The organism is Pseudomonas moraviensis subsp. stanleyae, from assembly GCF_036283065.1.
Lineage (GTDB): Bacteria > Pseudomonadota > Gammaproteobacteria > Pseudomonadales > Pseudomonadaceae > Aquipseudomonas > Aquipseudomonas stanleyae.
In genome coordinates this window covers 217,806-235,439 of record NZ_JAADJI010000004.1, presented here as the reverse complement: position 1 = coordinate 235,439, position 17,634 = coordinate 217,806, and the positions used below count along the sequence as shown (strand labels likewise).

Below are 17,634 nucleotides of genomic sequence, written 5' to 3'. Positions count from 1 at the left end.
TATTAAAGTTTTGTGATGCTTTGTTTTGTGGTAACTGATCCGGTTTACCGAATCGACTGGGAGGTCGCGTTCGGAAAACCGAACGATCAAAAGCCCCTCACCCTAACCCTCTCCCGGAGGGAGAGGGGACTGACCGCGGCGGATGGTCTAGTTAGGTAGACGTGAGAGACCGAGTCGAACTCGGATTTTGGAACCCACCGAGATCGGCTCCCTTTCCCCCTCTACCCCCTGGGGAAGAGGGCTGGGGTTGAGGGAAAATATCTGCAAGCGCAGGACTTGAGGATTTCCCCAATCTGCTCCCTTTCCCCCTCGCCCCCCTTGGGGGGAGAGGGCTGGGGTGAGGGGGGCTGGATCTTGCGGGCACAACAAAAAAGCCCCCGAATCTCACAATTCAGGGGCTTTCGTTTCAGCCATCAACGACGATCAAGCCGCCTCGATCTTGCGGTTCTGCTCAACCTTGCCCAGATACGTCGCCAGCTTCTGCTGTTCATCCGCCGTGGTGAACAACCCGAGCTTGGTGCGGCGCCACAGAATGTCCTGCGCGGTGGTCGCCCACTCTTCGCTGCACAGGTAATCGACCTCGCGGGTGTAGAGCCCGCCGCCGATGTGCTCGCCCATGTCGGCGAGGGTTTGCACACCTTCGAGCATGCGCCAGGTGCGGCTGCCGTAGGTGACGGCCCAGCGCCGGGCGATTTCAGTCGGGACGAAATCGAACTTGTCGCGGATCCGTGCGCTCAGGGCTTCGGGCGTGGTCATGTCCTCACCGCCGGGCAGGGTAGCGGTGGCCGTCCAGCTCGGGCGCATCTGGGTGAAGAACGGCATCAGTTGCGCCATCGCCGACTCGGCGAGTTTGCGGTAAGTGGTCAGTTTGCCGCCGAACACCGACAGCAGCGGCGCTTCTTCAGTGCCGCCCGACAAGGCCAGGGTGTAATCGCGAGTGACCGCCGACGGGTTGTCGGATTCGTCGTTGCACAGCGGACGTACGCCCGAATAACTGTGCAGGATGTCTTCGCGGCTGACTTGCTTCTTGAAGTGGGCATTGACCACTTTCAACAGGTAATCGGTTTCGCCTTCGGTGATCGCCACTTTCGCCGGGTCGCCGGTGTATTCGCGGTCGGTGGTGCCGATCAGGGTGAAGTGGTTCAGGTACGGAATGGTGAAGACGATGCGCTGGTCTTCGTTTTGCAGAATGTGCGCATGCTCGCCTTCGTACAGCTTTGGCACGATGACATGGCTGCCCTGAATCAAACGGATTCCGTACGGCGATTCCATCTTCAGGTCGTCACGGATGAATTTGGCGACCCATGGACCGGCGGCGTTGACCAAAGCCTTGGCGGTGATTGAAAACAGGCTGCCGTCGGCGCGCTCCAGATGCAGATGCCACAGACCTTTGTTGCGGCGGGCGCTGACGCAGCGGGTCTGGGTGTGCACATGCGCGCCTTTTTCACGGGCGGCCATGGCGTTCAGGACCACGAGGCGGGCGTCATCGACCCAGCAATCGGAGTATTCGAAGCCTTTCCTGATTTCGCTTCTCAGCGCGCTGTCGGCGCCGAACTTCAGGCTTTTCGAACCCGGCAATTTTTCGCGCTTGCCGAGGTTGTCGTAAAGAAACAGGCCGGCACGAATCATCCACGCCGGACGCAGGTGCGGGCGGTGCGGCAGCACGAAGCGCATGGGTTTGACGATGTGCGGCGCCTTGGCCAGCAGCACTTCGCGCTCGGCCAGCGCTTCGCGCACCAGACGGAATTCGTAATGTTCAAGATAGCGCAAGCCACCGTGGATCAGCTTGCTGCTGGCCGACGAGGTGTGGCTGGCCAGGTCATCTTTTTCGCAAAGGAACACCGACAGACCGCGACCGGCGGCATCCGCTGCGATCCCCACGCCATTGATCCCGCCGCCGATCACGGCAACGTCATAGATCTCGGAGAGAGGGGGCGTACGCAAGGTAGAGGTGGACATCGGCTGGCCTCGGTTCTTTTGGTTTTATGTCTTGGAAATCGAACATTAATGTTCATTTGCGAAAATGGTAGCCCATAAACACGCGCGCAGCCAGTCGCATTCGATTGAAAAAACTCATCGAAGGGCCGAGAAAGGAAAATATCCGAACATTAAAAGCAAAAGATCGCAGCCTTCGGCAGCTCAGGAGGAATGCATTCCAGATGTAGGAGCTGCCGAAGGCTGCGATCTTTTGATGCCTGAAAGCGTTAAACGACTTCCAGACGAATCTTGTGCTGACTCAACAACTGCGCCAGCGCCGGTACCGGCTGCTGATCGGTGACCAGGCAATCGATCAGGCTGATCGGCCCCAGTCGGATCATCGCGTTGCGCCCGAACTTGCTCGAGTCCGCCGCCAGGATCACCTGCCGCGCGTTGGCAATGATCGCCTGGCTCACCCGCACTTCCTGATAATCGAAGTCGAGCAGGCTGCCGTCCTCATCGATCCCGCTGATCCCGACCAGGGCGAAATCGACCTTGAACTGGTTGATGAAGTCCACACTCGCCTGACCGACCACACCGCCGTCCCGCCGCACGTTGCCGCCGGTCAACAGCACATCGAAATCATCCTTGGCGCTGAGCATCGAGGCGACGTGCAGGTTGTTGGTGATGATTTTCAAGTGACTGTGATTGAGCAGGGCGCGGGCGATCGATTCGGTGGTGGTGCCGATGTTGATGAACAGCGAGGCGTGATCGGGGATCTGTGCGGCAATGGCTTCGCCGATGCGTTGTTTTTCGTCGCGCATCTGATCGGCACGCATCGCATACGCGGTGTTTTCAACGCTGGAATCGTAAGCGGCGCCACCGTGGTAGCGACGCAGCAGATTGGCTTCCGCGAGCTGGTTGATGTCGCGGCGGATGGTTTGCGGGGTGACAACGAACAGCGTGGCCATTTCCTCGATGCTCACATAGCCGCGTTCGCGGACCAGCTCGAGGATTTGCTGCTGACGGGGAGGCAGATTCATGGGGCTTCCTTTGGGCTGCCAAGCAAAATTTGCCCATGATGCCGCAGGAATCCCCTCCCGACCAGTTTCCAGCTTTACTCAGTCCTCAGCCTGGCTTATTCAGCGTCCTCACGCGCCCAGTCACGGGTGCGGCTGACGGCCTTTTTCCAGCCTTTGTACAGTTTCTCTTTTGCGGCTTCGTCGAGGCTCGGTTCGAACTCGCGCTCAATCACTGCCTTGCCGCGCAGTTCTTCCAGGCTGCCCCAGAAACCGCAGGCCAGACCGGCCAGGTAAGCCGCGCCGAGGGCGGTGGTTTCGCGCATTTGCGGGCGTTCGACCTGGGTGCCGAGGATGTCGGCCTGGAATTGCATGAGGAAGTTGTTCGCCACCGCGCCGCCGTCCACGCGTAGCGCCTTGAGGCGTTCGCCGGAGTCCTGTTGCATGGCGTCGAGTACGTCGCGGGTCTGGTAGGCGATCGATTCCAGGGCGGCGCGGATGATGTGATCGACACGCACGCCGCGAGTCAGGCCGAACAACGCGCCACGGGCATACGGGTCCCAGTACGGTGCGCCGAGACCGGTGAACGCCGGCACCAGGTACACGCCGTTGCTGTCCTTGACCTTGTTGGCGAAGTATTCGGTGTCGTGGGCGTCGTTGACGATTTTCAGTTCATCGCGCAGCCATTGCACGGTGGAGCCGCCGTTGAACACTGCACCTTCGAGGGCATACGCAACTTCGCCGCGCGGGCCGCAAGCGATGGTGGTGAGCATGCCGTGCTGGGATTTCACCGCTTTGTCGCCAGTGTTCATCAGCAGGAAGCAGCCGGTGCCGTAGGTGTTTTTCGCCTGGCCCGGTTCCACGCACATCTGCCCGAACAGCGCCGCCTGCTGGTCGCCGGCGATACCGCCGATGGCGATGCCGCTCTTGGTGCGACCGTAGATTTCCGAAGAGGCTTTGACTTCCGGGAGCATCTCGCGCGGGATGTCGAGAATCTCCAGCATCTTCGAATCCCACTCCAGCGAGTGGATGTTGAAGAGCATGGTGCGCGAGGCGTTGGTGTAGTCGGTGACGTGCACCTTGCCGCCGGTGAATTTCCAGATCAGCCAGCTATCGACGGTGCCGAACAGCAGTTCGCCATTGCGTGCACGCTCGCGGCTGCCTTCGACGTTGTCGAGGATCCACTTCAGTTTGGTGCCGGAGAAGTACGGGTCGGTGACCAGGCCAGTGGTGTCGCGGATGTAGTCTTCGTGGCCGTCGCGCTTGAGCTGCTGGCAGATCTCGGTGCTGCGGCGGCACTGCCAGACGATCGCGTTGTACACCGGGCGGCCGGTGGTCTTGTCCCAGACCACAGTAGTTTCACGCTGGTTGGTGATACCGATAGCGGCCACCTGGTCGTGATGCAGGCCGGCCTGGGCCAGCGCTTCAACCATCACTGCGCTCTGGGTGGCGAAAATTTCCATCGGGTCATGTTCGACCCAACCGGCCTGCGGATAGTGCTGAACGAATTCGCGCTGCGCGGTGCAGACCACGTTCGCGTCGCGGTCGAAAATGATCGCGCGGGAGCTGGTCGTACCCTGATCAAGGGCAATGATGTAGTTCTTGTTCTGAATGTCGGTCATGTCGATTGCCTTGGACGAATAAAACGAGAGTGGGCCATGGCACGGGCTCGGATGGGCAGGAGCCGGCGCCGACTGTTTCAAGAAGTTCTTGGTTTGCCGTCAATGGCCGGTTCTGCATCCTTTGTAGCAGGTGTGGCGCCGGTCAGGTGACGGGCGATGAGCCCGCGATACCCGGCAGCGCCGAGGCAGGCACCGACAATCGGTGCAAAAATCGGAATCAGGAAATACGGAATATCACGTCCACCGGTGAAGGAAATTTCACCCCAACCGGTAAAGAAAGTCATCAGTTTCGGACCGAAGTCACGCGCCGGGTTCATCGCAAAACCGGTCAGCGGGCCCATCGCACTGCCGATCACGGCAATCAGCAAACCGATCAGCAGCGGCGCCATCGGGCCTCTAGGCAGACCGTTGTTGTCATCGGTCAGGGCCATGATTACGCCCATCAGGATCGCGGTGATGATCATCTCGACCAGAAATGCCTGAGCCGTCGACAGCACCGGGTTCGGGTAAGTGGAGAACACCGACGCCAGTTCCAGGCTGGCGGCCGAGCCACGCACCATCTGGTGGGTTTGTTCGTAATCGAAGAACAGATTGCTGTAAAGCGTATAGACCAGCAGCGCGCCGCAGAAGGCGCCGGCAATTTGCGCAAGGATGTAGAACGGCAGTTTGCGCTTTTCGAAGTCAGCGAAGATTGCCAGAGCGATGCTCACGGCCGGGTTCAGATGCGCGCCGGAAACCCCGGCGGTGAGGTAGATCGCCATGCTCACGCCGACGCCCCAGATGATGCTGATCTCCCACAGGCCGAAGCTGGCGCCCGCGACTTTGAGCGCGGCGACACATCCGGTGCCGAAGAAGATCAGAAGGGCGGTGCCGAGAAACTCGGCTATGCATTGGCCGGAAAGCGAAGGTTGCGGTAAAGCAGCTGTCATTGAAAACCTCGGTTCTTTTTCTTGTGTGGCGCCTTGCCAACGGAGCAGGGCGCGATCTTCACCGGGTCGGAATCCCCATTCGGTTCCCGGGTTACTGCTGGGTACTGCGCTGAGCATGATTCTTACATTATTCAGATTCGAAAAAATATAGACAAGAAACAAACCTGTCAAAGGTCGAAAGTGAACCGTCAGTCACAATATAACTATTCGCCACGTGAATGATCGGGGCGGCTCTCCGGGTGAATTGACCTCGAGGCCGCGGGAATCGCGGCTTGGAATAGAGCCTTTTGCCAGTTGATGACCTAGAATCGGCCGCAGGTTTTTTCTGAGATTGCCGAACCCGGAGCTGCCATGACCCCAGCGTTGGACTTGTTGAAAAAAGTTCGTGCCGAACATCGCGTGCACAGTTACGAACATGATCCGAAGGCCGCGTCCTACGGGCTGGAGGCAGCGGAGAAGCTTGGACTCGAACCGGCGCAGGTGTTCAAAACCCTGCTGGCCACCAGTGAAAAAGGTGAACTGCTGGTGGCCGTAGTGCCGGTCGTCGGAACGCTCGACCTCAAAGCATTGGCCCAGGCTGCCGGAGTGAAGAAAGTCGAAATGGCCGATCCGGCTGCTGCACAACGTTCCACTGGCTACCTACTGGGCGGCATCAGCCCGCTCGGGCAGAAGAAACGCCTGCGCACCTTCATTGATAATTCCGCTCAGGGTTTTGCGACTATCTATGTGAGTGCCGGCCGGCGAGGGCTGGAAGTGGAATTGGCGCCAGCGGTATTGGCCGAGCACACCCAGGCGAAGTTCGCCGATATCGGTCGCACGTAACAAGCGTGCGAGCTGTATGAAGAAAAAATTGCGTTTCTGTCACTGGCACTGATCCGGGCAGCCGTTGCATGCTCGGGCGACCAATTCAGGGAGAAAATCATGCAGCTTGCGTTTCATCAGGTCGACGCGTTCAGTGATCGGCCGTTCAGTGGCAACCCGGCGATGGTCTATCGGCTCGACAGCTGGCTGGCCGATGACTTGATGCAGAAAATCGCTGCCGAACACAACCTGGCGGAAACCGCATTTCTGGTGCGCGAAGGGCAGGCCTGGCATATCCGCTGGTTCACGCCGACCACCGAAGTGCCGCTGTGCGGGCATGCGACCCTGGCCAGCGCATTTGTGCTGTTCGAAATCCATAAGGAAAGCGCCGAGCGTATCGACTTCATCTGCAAGTCCGGCCCGCTGAGTGTCAGCCGCGAAGGCGACCGCCTGTGGCTGGATTTCCCGACCATCGTGCCTTCGGAAATTGGTGTGACACTGGATGTTGAGCGGGCGCTCGGCGTTGAGGCGGTCGATGTGCTCGGCTCCAACGAGCTGTTCGTGGTGCTGGAGTCGGAACAGGCCGTGCTCGACTGCAAACCGGACATGGCTGCGCTGGCGAAACTGCCGTGGCTGGGCGCGATTGTCACTGCGCGCGGCAATCAGCACGACTTCGTCTCGCGCTATTTCGCCCCGGCGATCGGCATCAACGAGGACCCGGTGACCGGTTCGACGCACTGCAGCCTGATTCCGTACTGGTCCAAGCGTCTGGGCAAAACGAACCTGACCGCGTGCCAGCGCTCGGCGCGGGGCGGCGAGTTGTTCTGTCGGCTGGAAGGTGAGCGGGTGAAGATTGGCGGCAATGCGACGCTGGTGGCCAGTGGCACCCTGTTTTTAGGCTGAGGCAAAACCAACTGTGGGAGCGAGCCTGCTCGCGAAGGCGGTCTTTCAGTCAACATCTTCGGCGACTGAAACACCGCATTCGCGAGCAGGCTCGCTCCCACAATTTTATCCGGTGCGGATCAGAGGCTGGTGCTGAATCGGCGCACGCCGTTTTCCACCGTCGGAATCTGCGCCGCCGTGCTGCCGGAGGCCTGGAACAGCACCAGATGATCCGCTGCTACGCGAATCCCGACCTGCGCGCCAACCAGATGATCGGCATGGCTGGGAAAGATCGATTCCAGTTGCGCCCCGGTCGGCAGTTGCAGGCGATACAAGGTCGCTGCGCCGAGGAACGTCTTTCCGACAATCTGCGCCTGCAATGGGCTGTCCGGCGCATAAACAATGTCATCCGGACGCAGCAATACATCCACCGCACCGCCAATCGGCCAGGTGTAGGCGCGATTACCGCGCAGTTCACCGAGTTCGGTCTGCACCGACTCCGGACTGACGAGCTGACCGCGAATGAAATAGCCCTGACCGATGAAGCTGGCGACATAGGGCGTCGCCGGTTCGTGGTAGAGGTTGTACGGCGTATCCCACTGTTCCAGCCGACCTTCCTTGAATACGCCAACGTGGTCGCTGACGGCAAAGGCCTCTTCCTGATCGTGGGTGACCAGAATCGCACTGGTGCCACGAGCCTTGAGAATGTCGCGCACCTCATGGCTGAGCTTGCGGCGCAACTCGCCATCGAGGTTGGAGAACGGCTCGTCGAGCAATAGCAGTTGCGGCTCCGGCGCCAGGGCGCGGGCGAGGGCGACCCGCTGTTGCTGGCCGCCGGACAACTCGTGAGGGAAGCGCTTGCCGAGATTTTTCAGGTTGACCAGTTCCAGCAGTTCCTCGACCACGCGCGTCTTGTGCGGGTGCTTGCGGATGCCGAAGGCGATGTTGTCGGCCACGCTCAGATGCGGGAACAGCGCGTAGTCCTGAAACACCATGCCGATCCGGCGTTTCTCCGGCGCCAGGGTGAAACCGGCGCTGGAGAGGGTTTCGCCACCGAGGGTGATTTCGCCTTCATGCACCGGTTCGAAACCGGCGATGGCGCGCAGGGTGGTGGTCTTGCCGCAGCCCGACGAGCCGAGCAGGCAACCGATGTCGCCGGCGTTGAGGTGCAGATTGAGGTTCTGCACCACGCGTTGATCTTGATAGCCGCAAGCGAGGTTGCGCAGGTTCAGCAGTAGTTCATGGCTCATGCGTGGTGATATGCCGGTTCGACGAGGAACTCGAGCAGGGCCTTCTGTGCGTGGAGACGGTTTTCTGCCTGATCCCAGGCGACGGAGCGCGGGTCATCGAGCAGGTCGAGACTGATTTCTTCGCCACGGTGCGCCGGCAGGCAGTGCATGAACAGCACGTCCTCGGCAGCGAGGTCGAGCAGGGCACGGTTGACCTGAAACGGCGCGAACAGCTTGAGGCGCTTGGCAGTTTCCTCTTCCTGACCCATCGAAGTCCAGACATCGGTGCTCACCAGGTGTGCACCGCGCACGGCATCTTGCGGGTCACGGACGATGGTGACGCGATCACCGGCCCTGGCGAAAAACTCAGGGTTCGGCTCGTAACCTTCCGGGCAGGCAACGCGCAGTTGGAAATCGAACTGGATCGCCGCTTCTATATAGCTGTTGCACATGTTATTGCCGTCACCGATCCAGGCCACGGTCTTGCCCTGGATCGAGCCACGGTGCTCAAGAAACGTCTGCATGTCGGCGAGCAACTGGCACGGGTGCAGATCATCGGACAGGCCGTTGATCACCGGCACGCGCGAGTTGGCGGCGAATTCGGTAAGGGTGCTGTGGGCGAAGGTGCGGATCATCACCGCATCGAGCATGCTCGACATGACGATGGCGCAGTCGCTGATCGGCTCGCCACGGCCCAGTTGGGTGTCGCGCGGGGACAGGAAGATCGCCTGGCCGCCGAGCTGGATCATGCCGGCCTCGAAGGAGATCCGGGTACGGGTCGAGGATTTCTCGAAGATCATCCCCAGCACGCGGTTTTTCAGAGGCTCGAACAGTACGCCGCGGTTACGCAGGTCCTTGAGCTCAACGCCTCGACGGATCACGCTGACCAGCTCTTCGGGCGTGCAATCCATCAGGGAGAGAAAGTGCCTTGCGCTCATCATTGACTACCTTTTTGCTACAGACCGCAGATGCTCAAAGCCTTGTTTAACGGAACAACGGGCGAGACCTGCGGCGTAAGCCGCACGGGGCGACGAAATAGGGGGAGGCGCGATATTGACACTAAATGTCGCGTTACGCCAATAGGCTACGGTTTCAGCGGGATTCGGAGAGCGGACCGTACGTTTCGGTCACGCATGTTGAAGCCGGGGTTCAATACAGCAGCGAGCTTCTTTGTACACTGGCCCCGCCGCGCTTGGCAATCCGCCGCGACGGCATCGGCGCGGCTTTGGTCGCTTTACGACCGTCGCGCCACGGATTCGCTTGGTCGGATGTTCAGACTGAAACATTTGCTAAAGCAAAGTGCTGGGTTATAAATAAGTTTCGAGCGACGCAGGAAGCCTCCGCATGGAATCGAAAGAACAACTGTTAATGGAGCTGCTGGGCCACACGGCTCGCTCTCTGACCCATCTCACTGCGTCAGTCACCTCGATGTCCTTCGAGTTGTTGCGCAGTGAGGACGAAGTGGTCAAATCCGCTGGCCGGCACATGATCGATCGCATGGCCACCATCAGCGCCGGGCTCGACGAACACTGGCGTTTGATCGGCGAGCTCACCGGCGTGCATGTCGCCCATGAGCAGATCGAAACCATCCAGGAAATCCAGCTGGCTGCACCGCCGCAGTTGCCGTCGAATTGATCGCGACGGTTTATCGGCTGCCCTGATAACCGTCGATTCACAAGACGAACGTCGCTGGCGCGGCTTTTGTGCACGGGCCATAGTTTTGATCCCGCGGGCGTGATTGCCTGCCTCCGAACAAGACAGAGACTGGCCATGACCAAGACTCTTCACCACCGTGCGTGCCACCTGTGCGAAGCCATCTGCGGGCTGACCATCGAAACCACAGAAACCGATGGCAACGTCGCGATCACCTCGATCAAGGGGGATGCCCTCGATACCTTCAGTCGCGGGCATATCTGCCCGAAAGCCGTGGCCCTGCAGGATATCCAGAACGATCCCGACCGGCTGCGTCAGCCAATGCGCCGCGTTGGCAGCGAATGGCTGCCGATCGCATGGGACGAGGCGTTTGCGCTGGTGGCCGAGAAGCTTGCGGCGATTCAGGAACGTCACGGGCAGAACGCCGTTGCGGTGTATCAGGGCAACCCGAGCGTGCACAACTACGGCCTGATGACCCACAGCAACTACTTCCTCGGTTTGCTGAAAACGCGCAATCGCTACTCGGCAACCTCGGTCGATCAACTGCCCCATCACCTCAGCAGCTACCTGATGTACGGCCACGGTTTGCTGTTGCCGATTCCCGACATTGATCACACCGATTTCATGTTGATCCTCGGCGGCAACCCGCTGGCCTCCAACGGCAGCATCATGACCGTGCCGGATGTCGAGAAGCGCCTGAAGGCGATCCAGGCGCGCGGCGGCAAAGTGGTGGTGGTCGATCCGCGGCGCAGCGAAACCGCAGCGATAGCTGATCAGCATGTATTCGTCCGCCCGGGCGGCGATGCAGCGTTGCTGTTCGGCATGCTCAATACGCTGTTCAGCGAAGGTCTGACCCGCGACAGCCATTTGCCGGTCGATGGCCTGGACGAGGTTCGCAGCGCGGTGGCGGCGTTCAGCGCCGAGGCCATGAGCCCGCTCTGCGCGGTGCCTGCCGAGCAGATCCGTCAACTGGCGCGCGACTTCGCTGCCGCGCCGAGTGCGGTCTGCTATGGACGCATGGGCGTTTCGACCCAGGCCTTCGGCACCTTGTGTCATTGGCTGGTGCAACTGATCAACCTGGTCACCGGCAACCTCGACCGCGTTGGCGGTGCCTTGTGCACCGAGCCCGCGGTGGATCTGGTGGCGTCAACCTCGGGCGGGCATTTCAACAAGTGGCAGAGCCGGGTTTCCGGACGGCCGGAATACGGCGGCGAGTTGCCGGTGTCGGCGCTGGCCGAAGAAATGCTCACCGCAGGCGAAGGGCAGATCCGCGCGTTGATCACCGTGGCCGGCAACCCGGTGTTGTCGACGCCCAACGGCCGGCAATTGGAGCAGGCGCTGGACGGCCTCGACTTCATGCTCAGCATCGACCTGTACATCAACGAAACCACGCGCTACGCCGATCTGATCCTGCCGTCGACTTCGGCGCTGGAGAACGATCACTACGACACCACCTTCAATCTGTTCGCGGTGCGCAACGTCACTCGCTTCAATCGCGCGATTCTCGCCAAGCCCGAGGGTGCTTTGCATGACTGGGAGATCTTCGTCGGGCTGGCCAAGGCGTTCGCCGAGAAAACCGGCAAAGAGCTGAAGCCGACCATGCCGCCGGCGAAGATGATCGACATGGGCCTGCGCATGGGCCGCTACGGTGACGCGTCCGAGTACAAGCTGTCGCTGGCTACGCTGTTCGATCATCCGCACGGCATTGATCTGGGCGCACTGAAGCCGAATCTGGCGCCACGCCTGAAAACGCCGAATCAGCATATTCAGGCCGCACCGCCGGAGATTCTCGCCGACCTCGCACGCTTTGCTGCATTGCAGGCACCGGCTGCCGATGAATTGTTGATGATCGGCCGCCGCCATGTGCGCAGTAACAATTCGTGGATGCACAACTTTCATCGACTGGTGAAGGGCAAGCCGCGGCATCAGTTGCTGATGCATCCGGATGATCTGGCCAGTCGTGGTCTGGCCGACGGGCAACGGGTTCGGGTGAGTTCGCGGGTCGGGCAGATCGAAGTGGAAGTGCTCGCCAGTCTCGACATGATGAAGGGCGTGGTCAGCCTGCCCCACGGTTGGGGGCATGCGCGCCCGGGCGTGCAGATGGCGATCGCCAGTGGCCAGCCGGGGTCGAGCGCCAACGACCTGACCGACGAGTGTCAGCTCGACGAATTGTCGGGCAATGCGGCGTTGAACGGTGTGCCGGTGACGGTGGCGGCAGCTTGAGCGGGTCTGTCGGGGAGACCGAGCATGGCGCTCGGGATTCCGTTACAATGCGCCACCGTGCCGACCTCTGAGTCGGAAAGTTCAGCCGAGGTGCTCCATGGATATCATCGAAACGATTAAAGAGCAGATTGCCAACAACACCATTCTGCTTTACATGAAAGGCTCGCCGAATGCCCCGCAGTGCGGCTTCTCCGCAAAGGCTGCGCAGGCTGTGATGGCCTGTGGTGAAAAGTTCGCGTACGTGGACATCCTGCAGAACCCGGAAATCCGTGCCAATCTGCCAAAGTACGCCAACTGGCCGACTTTCCCGCAACTGTGGGTCGGCGGTGAGCTGATCGGCGGCAGCGACATCATGACCGAGATGGCTGCAGACGGTTCGCTGCAAAGCACCATCAAGTCGGCTGTCGAAGCGGCAGCGGCGAACAAGTCCGAAGCCTGATTCGCTTCTCCTGTAGGAGCTGTTGTAGGAGCTGTCGAGTGAAACGAGGCTGCGATCTTTTGATCTTCAGCCAATAAAAAGCCCCGCTCCTCGATAGAGGGCGGGGCTTTTTTGTTGGCGTTTACATAGGTATTGCGAAGTTAAGGCTCAAATCGCGAAAGATCGCAGCCTCGTTTCACTCGACAGCTCCTACTCTTCGCCCATCTGCGATTGCAGATAGTTTTCCAGACCGATCTTGTCGATCAGGCCAAGCTGGGTTTCCAGCCAGTCGATGTGTTCTTCTTCCGACTCGAGAATGTCTTCGAGCAGCTCACGGCTGCCGAAGTCGCCAACGGTTTCGCAATGGGCGATGGCGGCTTTCAGATCGGCGTGGCCGGTCTTTTCGATGCGCAGGTCGCACTCAAGCATTTCGCGGGTGTGTTCGCCGATGTGCAGCTTGCCCAGGTCCTGCACGTTCGGCAGGCCTTCGAGGAACAGGATGCGCTTGATCAGCTTGTCCGCGTGCTTCATCTCATCGATGGATTCTTTGTATTCGTGCTTGCCAAGCTTGTTCAGACCCCAATCTTCGTACATGCGCGCATGCAGGAAGTACTGATTGATCGCGACCAGCTCATTGGCAAGGATCTTGTTGAGATGCTGGATGACTGTAATGTCGCCTTTCATGATCGGAGTCCTGCCCTGTATTAACCGTATATAAGGCGGAGTTTGAGCTTGGTATTTATAAGTGTCAAACCTAAGTTATTGAATAATAAATGAAAATTAATCGGAATAAGAATGTTTGTGTTCCGCGTCTGCACGCTAAGCAATTGATTTTCAGGCATAAAAAAACCGGACATCAAGTCCGGTTCTTTGAAATGGGGCATTTACGCGGCAGTAAATTCTACCGGGTAAGGGATTGCTGCCTGGGCGGTTTGCAGCTTGGTCAGGGTTTCGCGCACCACTTCCTTGGCAAGGCAGGCGCATTTGCCACACTGGCTGGCGACTCCGGTGGCCTGGCGAACTTCTTTGTAGCTGCAGCAACCTTCATAGATCGCTTCGCGGATCTGTCCGTCGGTGACGCCAGTGCAGAGGCAAACATACATAAGTAAGAACCGTCGCTGGTTGTGACTCAATTGCGATGGATCTTAATGTTAACGAGAATGATTGTCAAAGTGCTTTCGGAACGCTTCGCAGCCAATTTGCCGGTGCCTGACGAACGGTATTTGTCAGGCGCTCGTCTGACCCAATGAATACGCAATGGATAGCCGTACAGGGAAAATCCGTTACGGACAGGCCAAACACGCAGTGTATGATGGTCGTCCCTTGCGAAGAGGGTTCGTGTCACAGGGCTGTCGCCTGAGGGTGGCAGGCTGGCCCGGACCCTGAACTTCAAGTCTTTACACCAGGAGATATCAATGAGCGTACTCGTAGGCAAACAAGCCCCAGACTTCACCGTCCCGGCCGTACTCGGCAATGGCGAGATCGTTGACAGCTTCACCCTGTCCTCGGCCATCAAAGGCAAATACGGCCTGGTGTTCTTCTACCCGCTGGACTTCACCTTCGTCTGCCCGTCCGAGCTGATCGCTCTGGACAACCGCATGGCTGACTTCAAGGCACGCAACGTTGAAGTGATCGCTGTGTCGATCGACTCGCACTTCACCCACAACGCCTGGCGCAACACTCCAGTGAACAATGGCGGCATCGGTCAGGTGAAATACACCATGGCTGCCGACATGAAGCACGACATCGCCAAGGCTTACGACGTTGAATCCGAAGGCGGCGTGGCTTTCCGTGGCGCGTTCCTGATCGACGACAAAGGCGTGGTTCGCTCGCAGATCATCAATGACCTGCCGCTGGGCCGTAACATGGAAGAGCTGATCCGTCTGGTCGACGCACTGCAATTCCACGAAGAGCACGGCGAAGTCTGCCCGGCCAACTGGAAGAAAGGCGACAAAGGCATGAACGCTTCGCCAGAAGGCGTTGCGGCTTACCTGACCGAGAACGCTGCTGCCCTGTAAGGCGCAACGTCGAGGTATAAAAAACCGGCCCATGCGGCCGGTTTTTTCATGCGCGGGATTTGCTCGACGAGGATCAGTCGTCGAAGTCTTCCCAGCCGCCCATCTGCTTCCAGCGATTGACGATGCCGCAGAACAGCTCAGCGGTTTTCTCGGTGTCGTAGCGCGCCGAGTGCGCTTCCCGACCGTCGAAATCGATGCCAGCCGCCTGACAGGCCTTCGCCAGTACGGTCTGGCCGTACGCCAGACCCGCCAGGGTCGCGGTGTCGAAGCTGGAGAACGGATGGAACGGGTTGCGCTTCATGTCCAGGCGCGCAACTGCTGCGTTGAGAAAGCCCAGATCGAAGCTGCTGTTGTGCCCGACCAGAATCGCCCGTTTGCAGCCGTTGGCTTTCAGCGCCTTGCGGATGCCACGGAAGATGTCGGTCAGCGCGGTTTCTTCACTGACGGCCATGCGCAACGGATGATCGAGCTTGATCCCGGTGAACTCCAGCGCTGCCGCTTCTACGTTGGCGCCTTCGAACGGCTCGACACGGAAGAAGTAGGTGTGATCCGGGTAGACGAAACCCTTTTCATCCATGGCGATGGTGGTCGCGGCGATCTCCAGCAGGGCATCGGTGGCTGCATTGAAGCCACCGGTTTCTACGTCGACGACAACCGGCAGGTAGCCGCGAAAACGGGCTGCCATCGGGTGACGGGAACCGCCGCCGCCACCTTGACCGTCCAGCTCATCGTCGAAATTGTCTTCACTCACGCGTGTTCCTCCAGCAGGCGCCAGCGCAGTTTTTCACCGGCGCGCAGCGGGATAACGGTCAGCTCGCCAAATGGCAGGCTGGTCGGGGCGGTCCATTCTTCGCGAACCAGGGTGATGCGATCGGTATTTGCCGGCAGGCCGTAGAAGCGCGGGCCGTTGAGGCTGGCGAAGGCTTCGAGCTTGTCCAGCGCATTACGCTGTTCGAACGCCTCGGCGTACATCTCGATGGCGGCATAGGCGGTGTAGCAACCGGCGCAACCGCAGGCGGCTTCCTTGGCGTGCTGGGCGTGGGGCGCCGAGTCGGTGCCGAGAAAGAATTTGGCGCTGCCGCTGGTGGCGGCATCGAGCAAGGCTTCCTGGTGGGTGTTGCGCTTGAGGATCGGCAGGCAATAGAAGTGCGGCCGAATCCCGCCCACCAGCATGTGGTTGCGGTTGTACAGCAAGTGATGCGCGGTGATGGTCGCGCCAACGTTGGCCGAGGCCTCGTTGACGAACTGCACGGCGTCGCCGGTGGTGATGTGTTCGAACACCACTTTCAATGTCGGGAAGCGCTCGACCACGCGGCGCATGTGCTCATCGATGAAGATCTTTTCGCGATCGAACACATCGACGTCGCCACGGGTGACTTCACCATGGATCAACAGCGGCATGCCGACTTCGGCCATGGCTTCCAGCGCCGGGAAGATCTTGTCGATGCTGGTGACACCGGAATCGGAATTAGTGGTCGCGCCGGCCGGGTACAACTTGGCGGCGTAGACGAAACCGCTGGCCTTGGCCTGACGAATTTCTTCCGGTTGGGTGCGGTCGGTGAGGTACAGCACCATCAACGGCTCGAACTGACTGCCGGCCGGGCGGGCAGCGAGAATGCGCTGACGATAGCCGTCGGCTTCAGCGGCGTTGCGCACCGGCGGCACCAGGTTCGGCATGATGATCGCGCGCCCGAAGGTGCGGGCCACATCGGCAACGGTATTGGTCAACACGGCACCATCGCGAAGATGAATGTGCCAGTCGTCGGGACGCAGCAGGGTCAGGCGGTCGGACATGAGGGGATTCCAGGCGGGTCAAACTGAGGCGAATGCTACCGGAAAAGACTCTTGCAGGCACCCGCTATCAAGTTTTGCCACAAGCGTCCGATATCCCGAAGGTATGCCGTAAACATTGTGTGAATCGGTGTTTGTGTTTCACAAGCCAATGGAGCCTCCCGTGCGCCAGCGTTATCTAGCCCTGCTCAGTGTGTTTGCCAGCCTTCCTGCGATGGCGCTGACCTACCAGACCCGTCTGGAGAACATTGAGTGGACGGTCGCCGGCGACAAGTTCGAATGCCGCCTGACGCAACCGATCACTGATTTCGGCTCGGGCGAGTTCGTGCGCAAGGCCGGTGAGCAGGCGATCTTTCGTCTCAATGCCTACAACGCCATGCTCGGCGGCGGTTCGGCGACCTTGCTGGCGGCGGCTGCACCGTGGCAGCCGGGGCGTGGCGACATCAATCTGGGCTCTGTGCGTCTGGGCAGTGGCAACGTCCTGTTCAACAGTTCGCAGTCGCAGGCCGGTGGACTGATCAGCGGTCTGCTGGACGGCCGCAGCCCGGTTGTGCGCCGTGCGTCTGGCGATGGGCGAGTCTCGGAAGTGCGTCTGTTGCCGGTCAAGTTCAGCAAGGCGTTCAACGATTACCAGACTTGCGTGGCGAAGTTGCTGCCGCAGAATTTTGATCAGATCAAGCAATCGCAAATCGGCTTCCCGGGGGAGGGCGTTGATCTTGATTCGGCTGCCAAGGCCAAGCTGCAAGTCATGCTCGAGTACATGAAGGCCGATCCGACGGTGAACCACATCGAGCTCGACGGCTATTCCGACAACAGCGGCAATCGCCTGACCAACCGTGAGCTGTCGCGCCGCCGGGCGCTGGCGGTGGTTGATTTCTTCAAAGCCAACGGCATCCAGGAATCGCAGATCACCGTGCGTTTCCACGGCGAGCAGTACCCGATTGTGCCGAACACCAACAAGGCCAACCGCGCGAAGAACCGTCGGGTCAACGTAAAACTGGCACGCGTCGCACCGACCACCGCCCCGTCTCCGGCACCGCAAGCGAGTACGCCGGCAACGGCTGCAGCGACTTCCTGACTCGCCGGTCATCGTCGCGCTCTCGACAGATTCTGTCGCTTTGTCGTCTTAAGC

17 protein-coding genes are annotated in these 17,634 nt (G+C 59.9%); 7 read left to right on the top strand and 10 right to left on the bottom strand.

From position 1 onward, the window contains the following. Window positions 1-423 precede the first annotated feature (423 nt). The 4 genes from glpD to GXB78_RS08490 all read right to left on the bottom strand — a co-directional run bounded on the left by glpD (window position 424) and on the right by GXB78_RS08490 (window position 5,487). Window positions 424-1,959 carry a glycerol-3-phosphate dehydrogenase gene (gene glpD / locus GXB78_RS08505; RefSeq protein ID WP_329515088.1) on the bottom strand — a complete coding sequence of 512 codons (1,536 nt, stop codon included), beginning with the start codon at window positions 1,957-1,959 and terminating at the stop codon, window positions 424-426. Window positions 1,960-2,204: 245 nt separating this feature from the next. Further along, entirely contained in the window at window positions 2,205-2,960 is a 756-nt protein-coding gene (locus GXB78_RS08500) for a DeoR/GlpR family transcriptional regulator (RefSeq protein WP_007953179.1), read from the bottom strand. A 95-nt stretch (window positions 2,961-3,055) separates the two neighbouring features. Then, window positions 3,056-4,558: a glycerol kinase GlpK gene (glpK, locus tag GXB78_RS08495; protein WP_126366033.1), complete on the bottom strand. Its 1,503-nt coding sequence runs from the start codon at window positions 4,556-4,558 to the stop codon at window positions 3,056-3,058. 77 nt (window positions 4,559-4,635) lie between these two features. Next, on the bottom strand, window positions 4,636-5,487 hold the full coding sequence (locus tag GXB78_RS08490; protein WP_329515087.1) for an MIP/aquaporin family protein: 852 nt from the start codon (window positions 5,485-5,487) through the stop codon (window positions 4,636-4,638). A 351-nt stretch (window positions 5,488-5,838) separates the two neighbouring features. Here GXB78_RS08490 and ybaK point away from each other — a divergent pair, with 351 nt between their 5' ends. Both ybaK and GXB78_RS08480 read left to right on the top strand, forming a co-directional pair. Further along, the gene (gene ybaK / locus GXB78_RS08485) at window positions 5,839-6,309 is read left to right on the top strand and encodes a Cys-tRNA(Pro) deacylase (protein ID WP_329515086.1); all 471 of its coding nucleotides are present in this window, start codon (window positions 5,839-5,841) and stop codon (window positions 6,307-6,309) included. 99 nt (window positions 6,310-6,408) lie between these two features. Beyond that, window positions 6,409-7,191 (top strand): PhzF family phenazine biosynthesis protein, encoded by a 783-nt coding sequence (locus GXB78_RS08480; protein ID WP_329515085.1) that lies wholly within the window; start codon window positions 6,409-6,411, stop codon window positions 7,189-7,191. 119 nt (window positions 7,192-7,310) lie between these two features. On the opposite strand, the gene GXB78_RS08470 is transcribed toward GXB78_RS08480, so the two are convergent. Both GXB78_RS08470 and argF read right to left on the bottom strand, forming a co-directional pair. Continuing rightward, entirely contained in the window at window positions 7,311-8,420 is a 1,110-nt protein-coding gene (locus tag GXB78_RS08470) for an ABC transporter ATP-binding protein (RefSeq protein WP_329515084.1), read from the bottom strand. Beyond that, a complete protein-coding gene (argF, locus tag GXB78_RS08465; RefSeq protein WP_329515083.1) occupies window positions 8,417-9,337 on the bottom strand; it encodes an ornithine carbamoyltransferase in 921 nt (306 codons plus the stop codon). The genes GXB78_RS08470 and argF overlap by 4 nt, the downstream gene beginning before the upstream one ends. 406 nt (window positions 9,338-9,743) lie before the next feature. Between argF and GXB78_RS08460 the strand changes: the two genes are divergently transcribed. The 3 genes from GXB78_RS08460 to grxD all read left to right on the top strand — a co-directional run bounded on the left by GXB78_RS08460 (window position 9,744) and on the right by grxD (window position 12,714). Further along, window positions 9,744-10,034 carry a hypothetical protein gene (locus tag GXB78_RS08460; protein WP_042607370.1) on the top strand — a complete coding sequence of 97 codons (291 nt, stop codon included), beginning with the start codon at window positions 9,744-9,746 and terminating at the stop codon, window positions 10,032-10,034. A gap of 135 nt (window positions 10,035-10,169) precedes the next feature. Further along, complete coding sequence (locus GXB78_RS08455; protein ID WP_329515082.1) at window positions 10,170-12,275, top strand: molybdopterin oxidoreductase family protein; 2,106 nt, start codon at window positions 10,170-10,172, stop codon at window positions 12,273-12,275. Window positions 12,276-12,372: 97 nt separating this feature from the next. Next, entirely contained in the window at window positions 12,373-12,714 is a 342-nt protein-coding gene (gene grxD, locus GXB78_RS08450) for a Grx4 family monothiol glutaredoxin (protein WP_130912021.1), read from the top strand. Between the two features lie 189 nt (window positions 12,715-12,903). Here the strand turns inward: grxD and bfr are convergent, their stop codons facing one another. Together bfr and GXB78_RS08440 are read right to left on the bottom strand one after the other, a co-directional pair. Beyond that, entirely contained in the window at window positions 12,904-13,377 is a 474-nt protein-coding gene (gene bfr / locus GXB78_RS08445; protein ID WP_042607368.1) for a bacterioferritin, read from the bottom strand. 200 nt (window positions 13,378-13,577) lie between these two features. Next, window positions 13,578-13,796, bottom strand: a complete 219-nt coding sequence (locus tag GXB78_RS08440; RefSeq protein ID WP_003227725.1) for a bacterioferritin-associated ferredoxin — start codon at window positions 13,794-13,796, stop codon at window positions 13,578-13,580. A gap of 312 nt (window positions 13,797-14,108) precedes the next feature. Here GXB78_RS08440 and GXB78_RS08435 point away from each other — a divergent pair, with 312 nt between their 5' ends. Next, the gene (locus GXB78_RS08435; protein ID WP_003227723.1) at window positions 14,109-14,711 is read left to right on the top strand and encodes a peroxiredoxin; all 603 of its coding nucleotides are present in this window, start codon (window positions 14,109-14,111) and stop codon (window positions 14,709-14,711) included. A 73-nt stretch (window positions 14,712-14,784) separates the two neighbouring features. Here GXB78_RS08435 and rnt read toward each other — a convergent pair whose 3' ends face one another. Together rnt and pyrC are read right to left on the bottom strand one after the other, a co-directional pair. After that, window positions 14,785-15,462 carry a ribonuclease T gene (gene rnt / locus GXB78_RS08430; RefSeq protein WP_016773404.1) on the bottom strand — a complete coding sequence of 226 codons (678 nt, stop codon included), beginning with the start codon at window positions 15,460-15,462 and terminating at the stop codon, window positions 14,785-14,787. After that, the gene (pyrC, locus tag GXB78_RS08425) at window positions 15,459-16,505 is read right to left on the bottom strand and encodes a dihydroorotase (protein ID WP_016773405.1); all 1,047 of its coding nucleotides are present in this window, start codon (window positions 16,503-16,505) and stop codon (window positions 15,459-15,461) included. The genes rnt and pyrC overlap by 4 nt, the downstream gene beginning before the upstream one ends. 160 nt (window positions 16,506-16,665) lie before the next feature. On the opposite strand from pyrC, the gene GXB78_RS08420 reads away from it, so the two are divergent. Further along, a complete protein-coding gene (locus tag GXB78_RS08420; protein ID WP_329515081.1) occupies window positions 16,666-17,580 on the top strand; it encodes a flagellar protein MotY in 915 nt (304 codons plus the stop codon). Window positions 17,581-17,634: the final 54 nt, after the last annotated feature.

Bases quoted from the DNA above. Each gene is read 5' to 3' on its own strand.
- glpD (WP_329515088.1), bottom strand. From the start codon at position 1,959: ATGTCCACCTCTACCTTGCGTACGCCCCCTCTCTCCGAGATCTATGAC.
- GXB78_RS08500 (WP_007953179.1), bottom strand. From the start codon at position 2,960: ATGAATCTGCCTCCCCGTCAGCAGCAAATCCTCGAGCTGGTCCGCGAA.
- glpK (WP_126366033.1), bottom strand. From the start codon at position 4,558: ATGACCGACATTCAGAACAAGAACTACATCATTGCCCTTGATCAGGGT.
- GXB78_RS08490 (WP_329515087.1), bottom strand. From the start codon at position 5,487: ATGACAGCTGCTTTACCGCAACCTTCGCTTTCCGGCCAATGCATAGCC.
- ybaK (WP_329515086.1), top strand. From the start codon at position 5,839: ATGACCCCAGCGTTGGACTTGTTGAAAAAAGTTCGTGCCGAACATCGC.
- GXB78_RS08480 (WP_329515085.1), top strand. From the start codon at position 6,409: ATGCAGCTTGCGTTTCATCAGGTCGACGCGTTCAGTGATCGGCCGTTC.
- GXB78_RS08470 (WP_329515084.1), bottom strand. From the start codon at position 8,420: ATGAGCCATGAACTACTGCTGAACCTGCGCAACCTCGCTTGCGGCTAT.
- argF (WP_329515083.1), bottom strand. From the start codon at position 9,337: ATGAGCGCAAGGCACTTTCTCTCCCTGATGGATTGCACGCCCGAAGAG.
- GXB78_RS08460 (WP_042607370.1), top strand. From the start codon at position 9,744: ATGGAATCGAAAGAACAACTGTTAATGGAGCTGCTGGGCCACACGGCT.
- GXB78_RS08455 (WP_329515082.1), top strand. From the start codon at position 10,170: ATGACCAAGACTCTTCACCACCGTGCGTGCCACCTGTGCGAAGCCATC.
- grxD (WP_130912021.1), top strand. From the start codon at position 12,373: ATGGATATCATCGAAACGATTAAAGAGCAGATTGCCAACAACACCATT.
- bfr (WP_042607368.1), bottom strand. From the start codon at position 13,377: ATGAAAGGCGACATTACAGTCATCCAGCATCTCAACAAGATCCTTGCC.
- GXB78_RS08440 (WP_003227725.1), bottom strand. From the start codon at position 13,796: ATGTATGTTTGCCTCTGCACTGGCGTCACCGACGGACAGATCCGCGAA.
- GXB78_RS08435 (WP_003227723.1), top strand. From the start codon at position 14,109: ATGAGCGTACTCGTAGGCAAACAAGCCCCAGACTTCACCGTCCCGGCC.
- pyrC (WP_016773405.1), bottom strand. From the start codon at position 16,505: ATGTCCGACCGCCTGACCCTGCTGCGTCCCGACGACTGGCACATTCAT.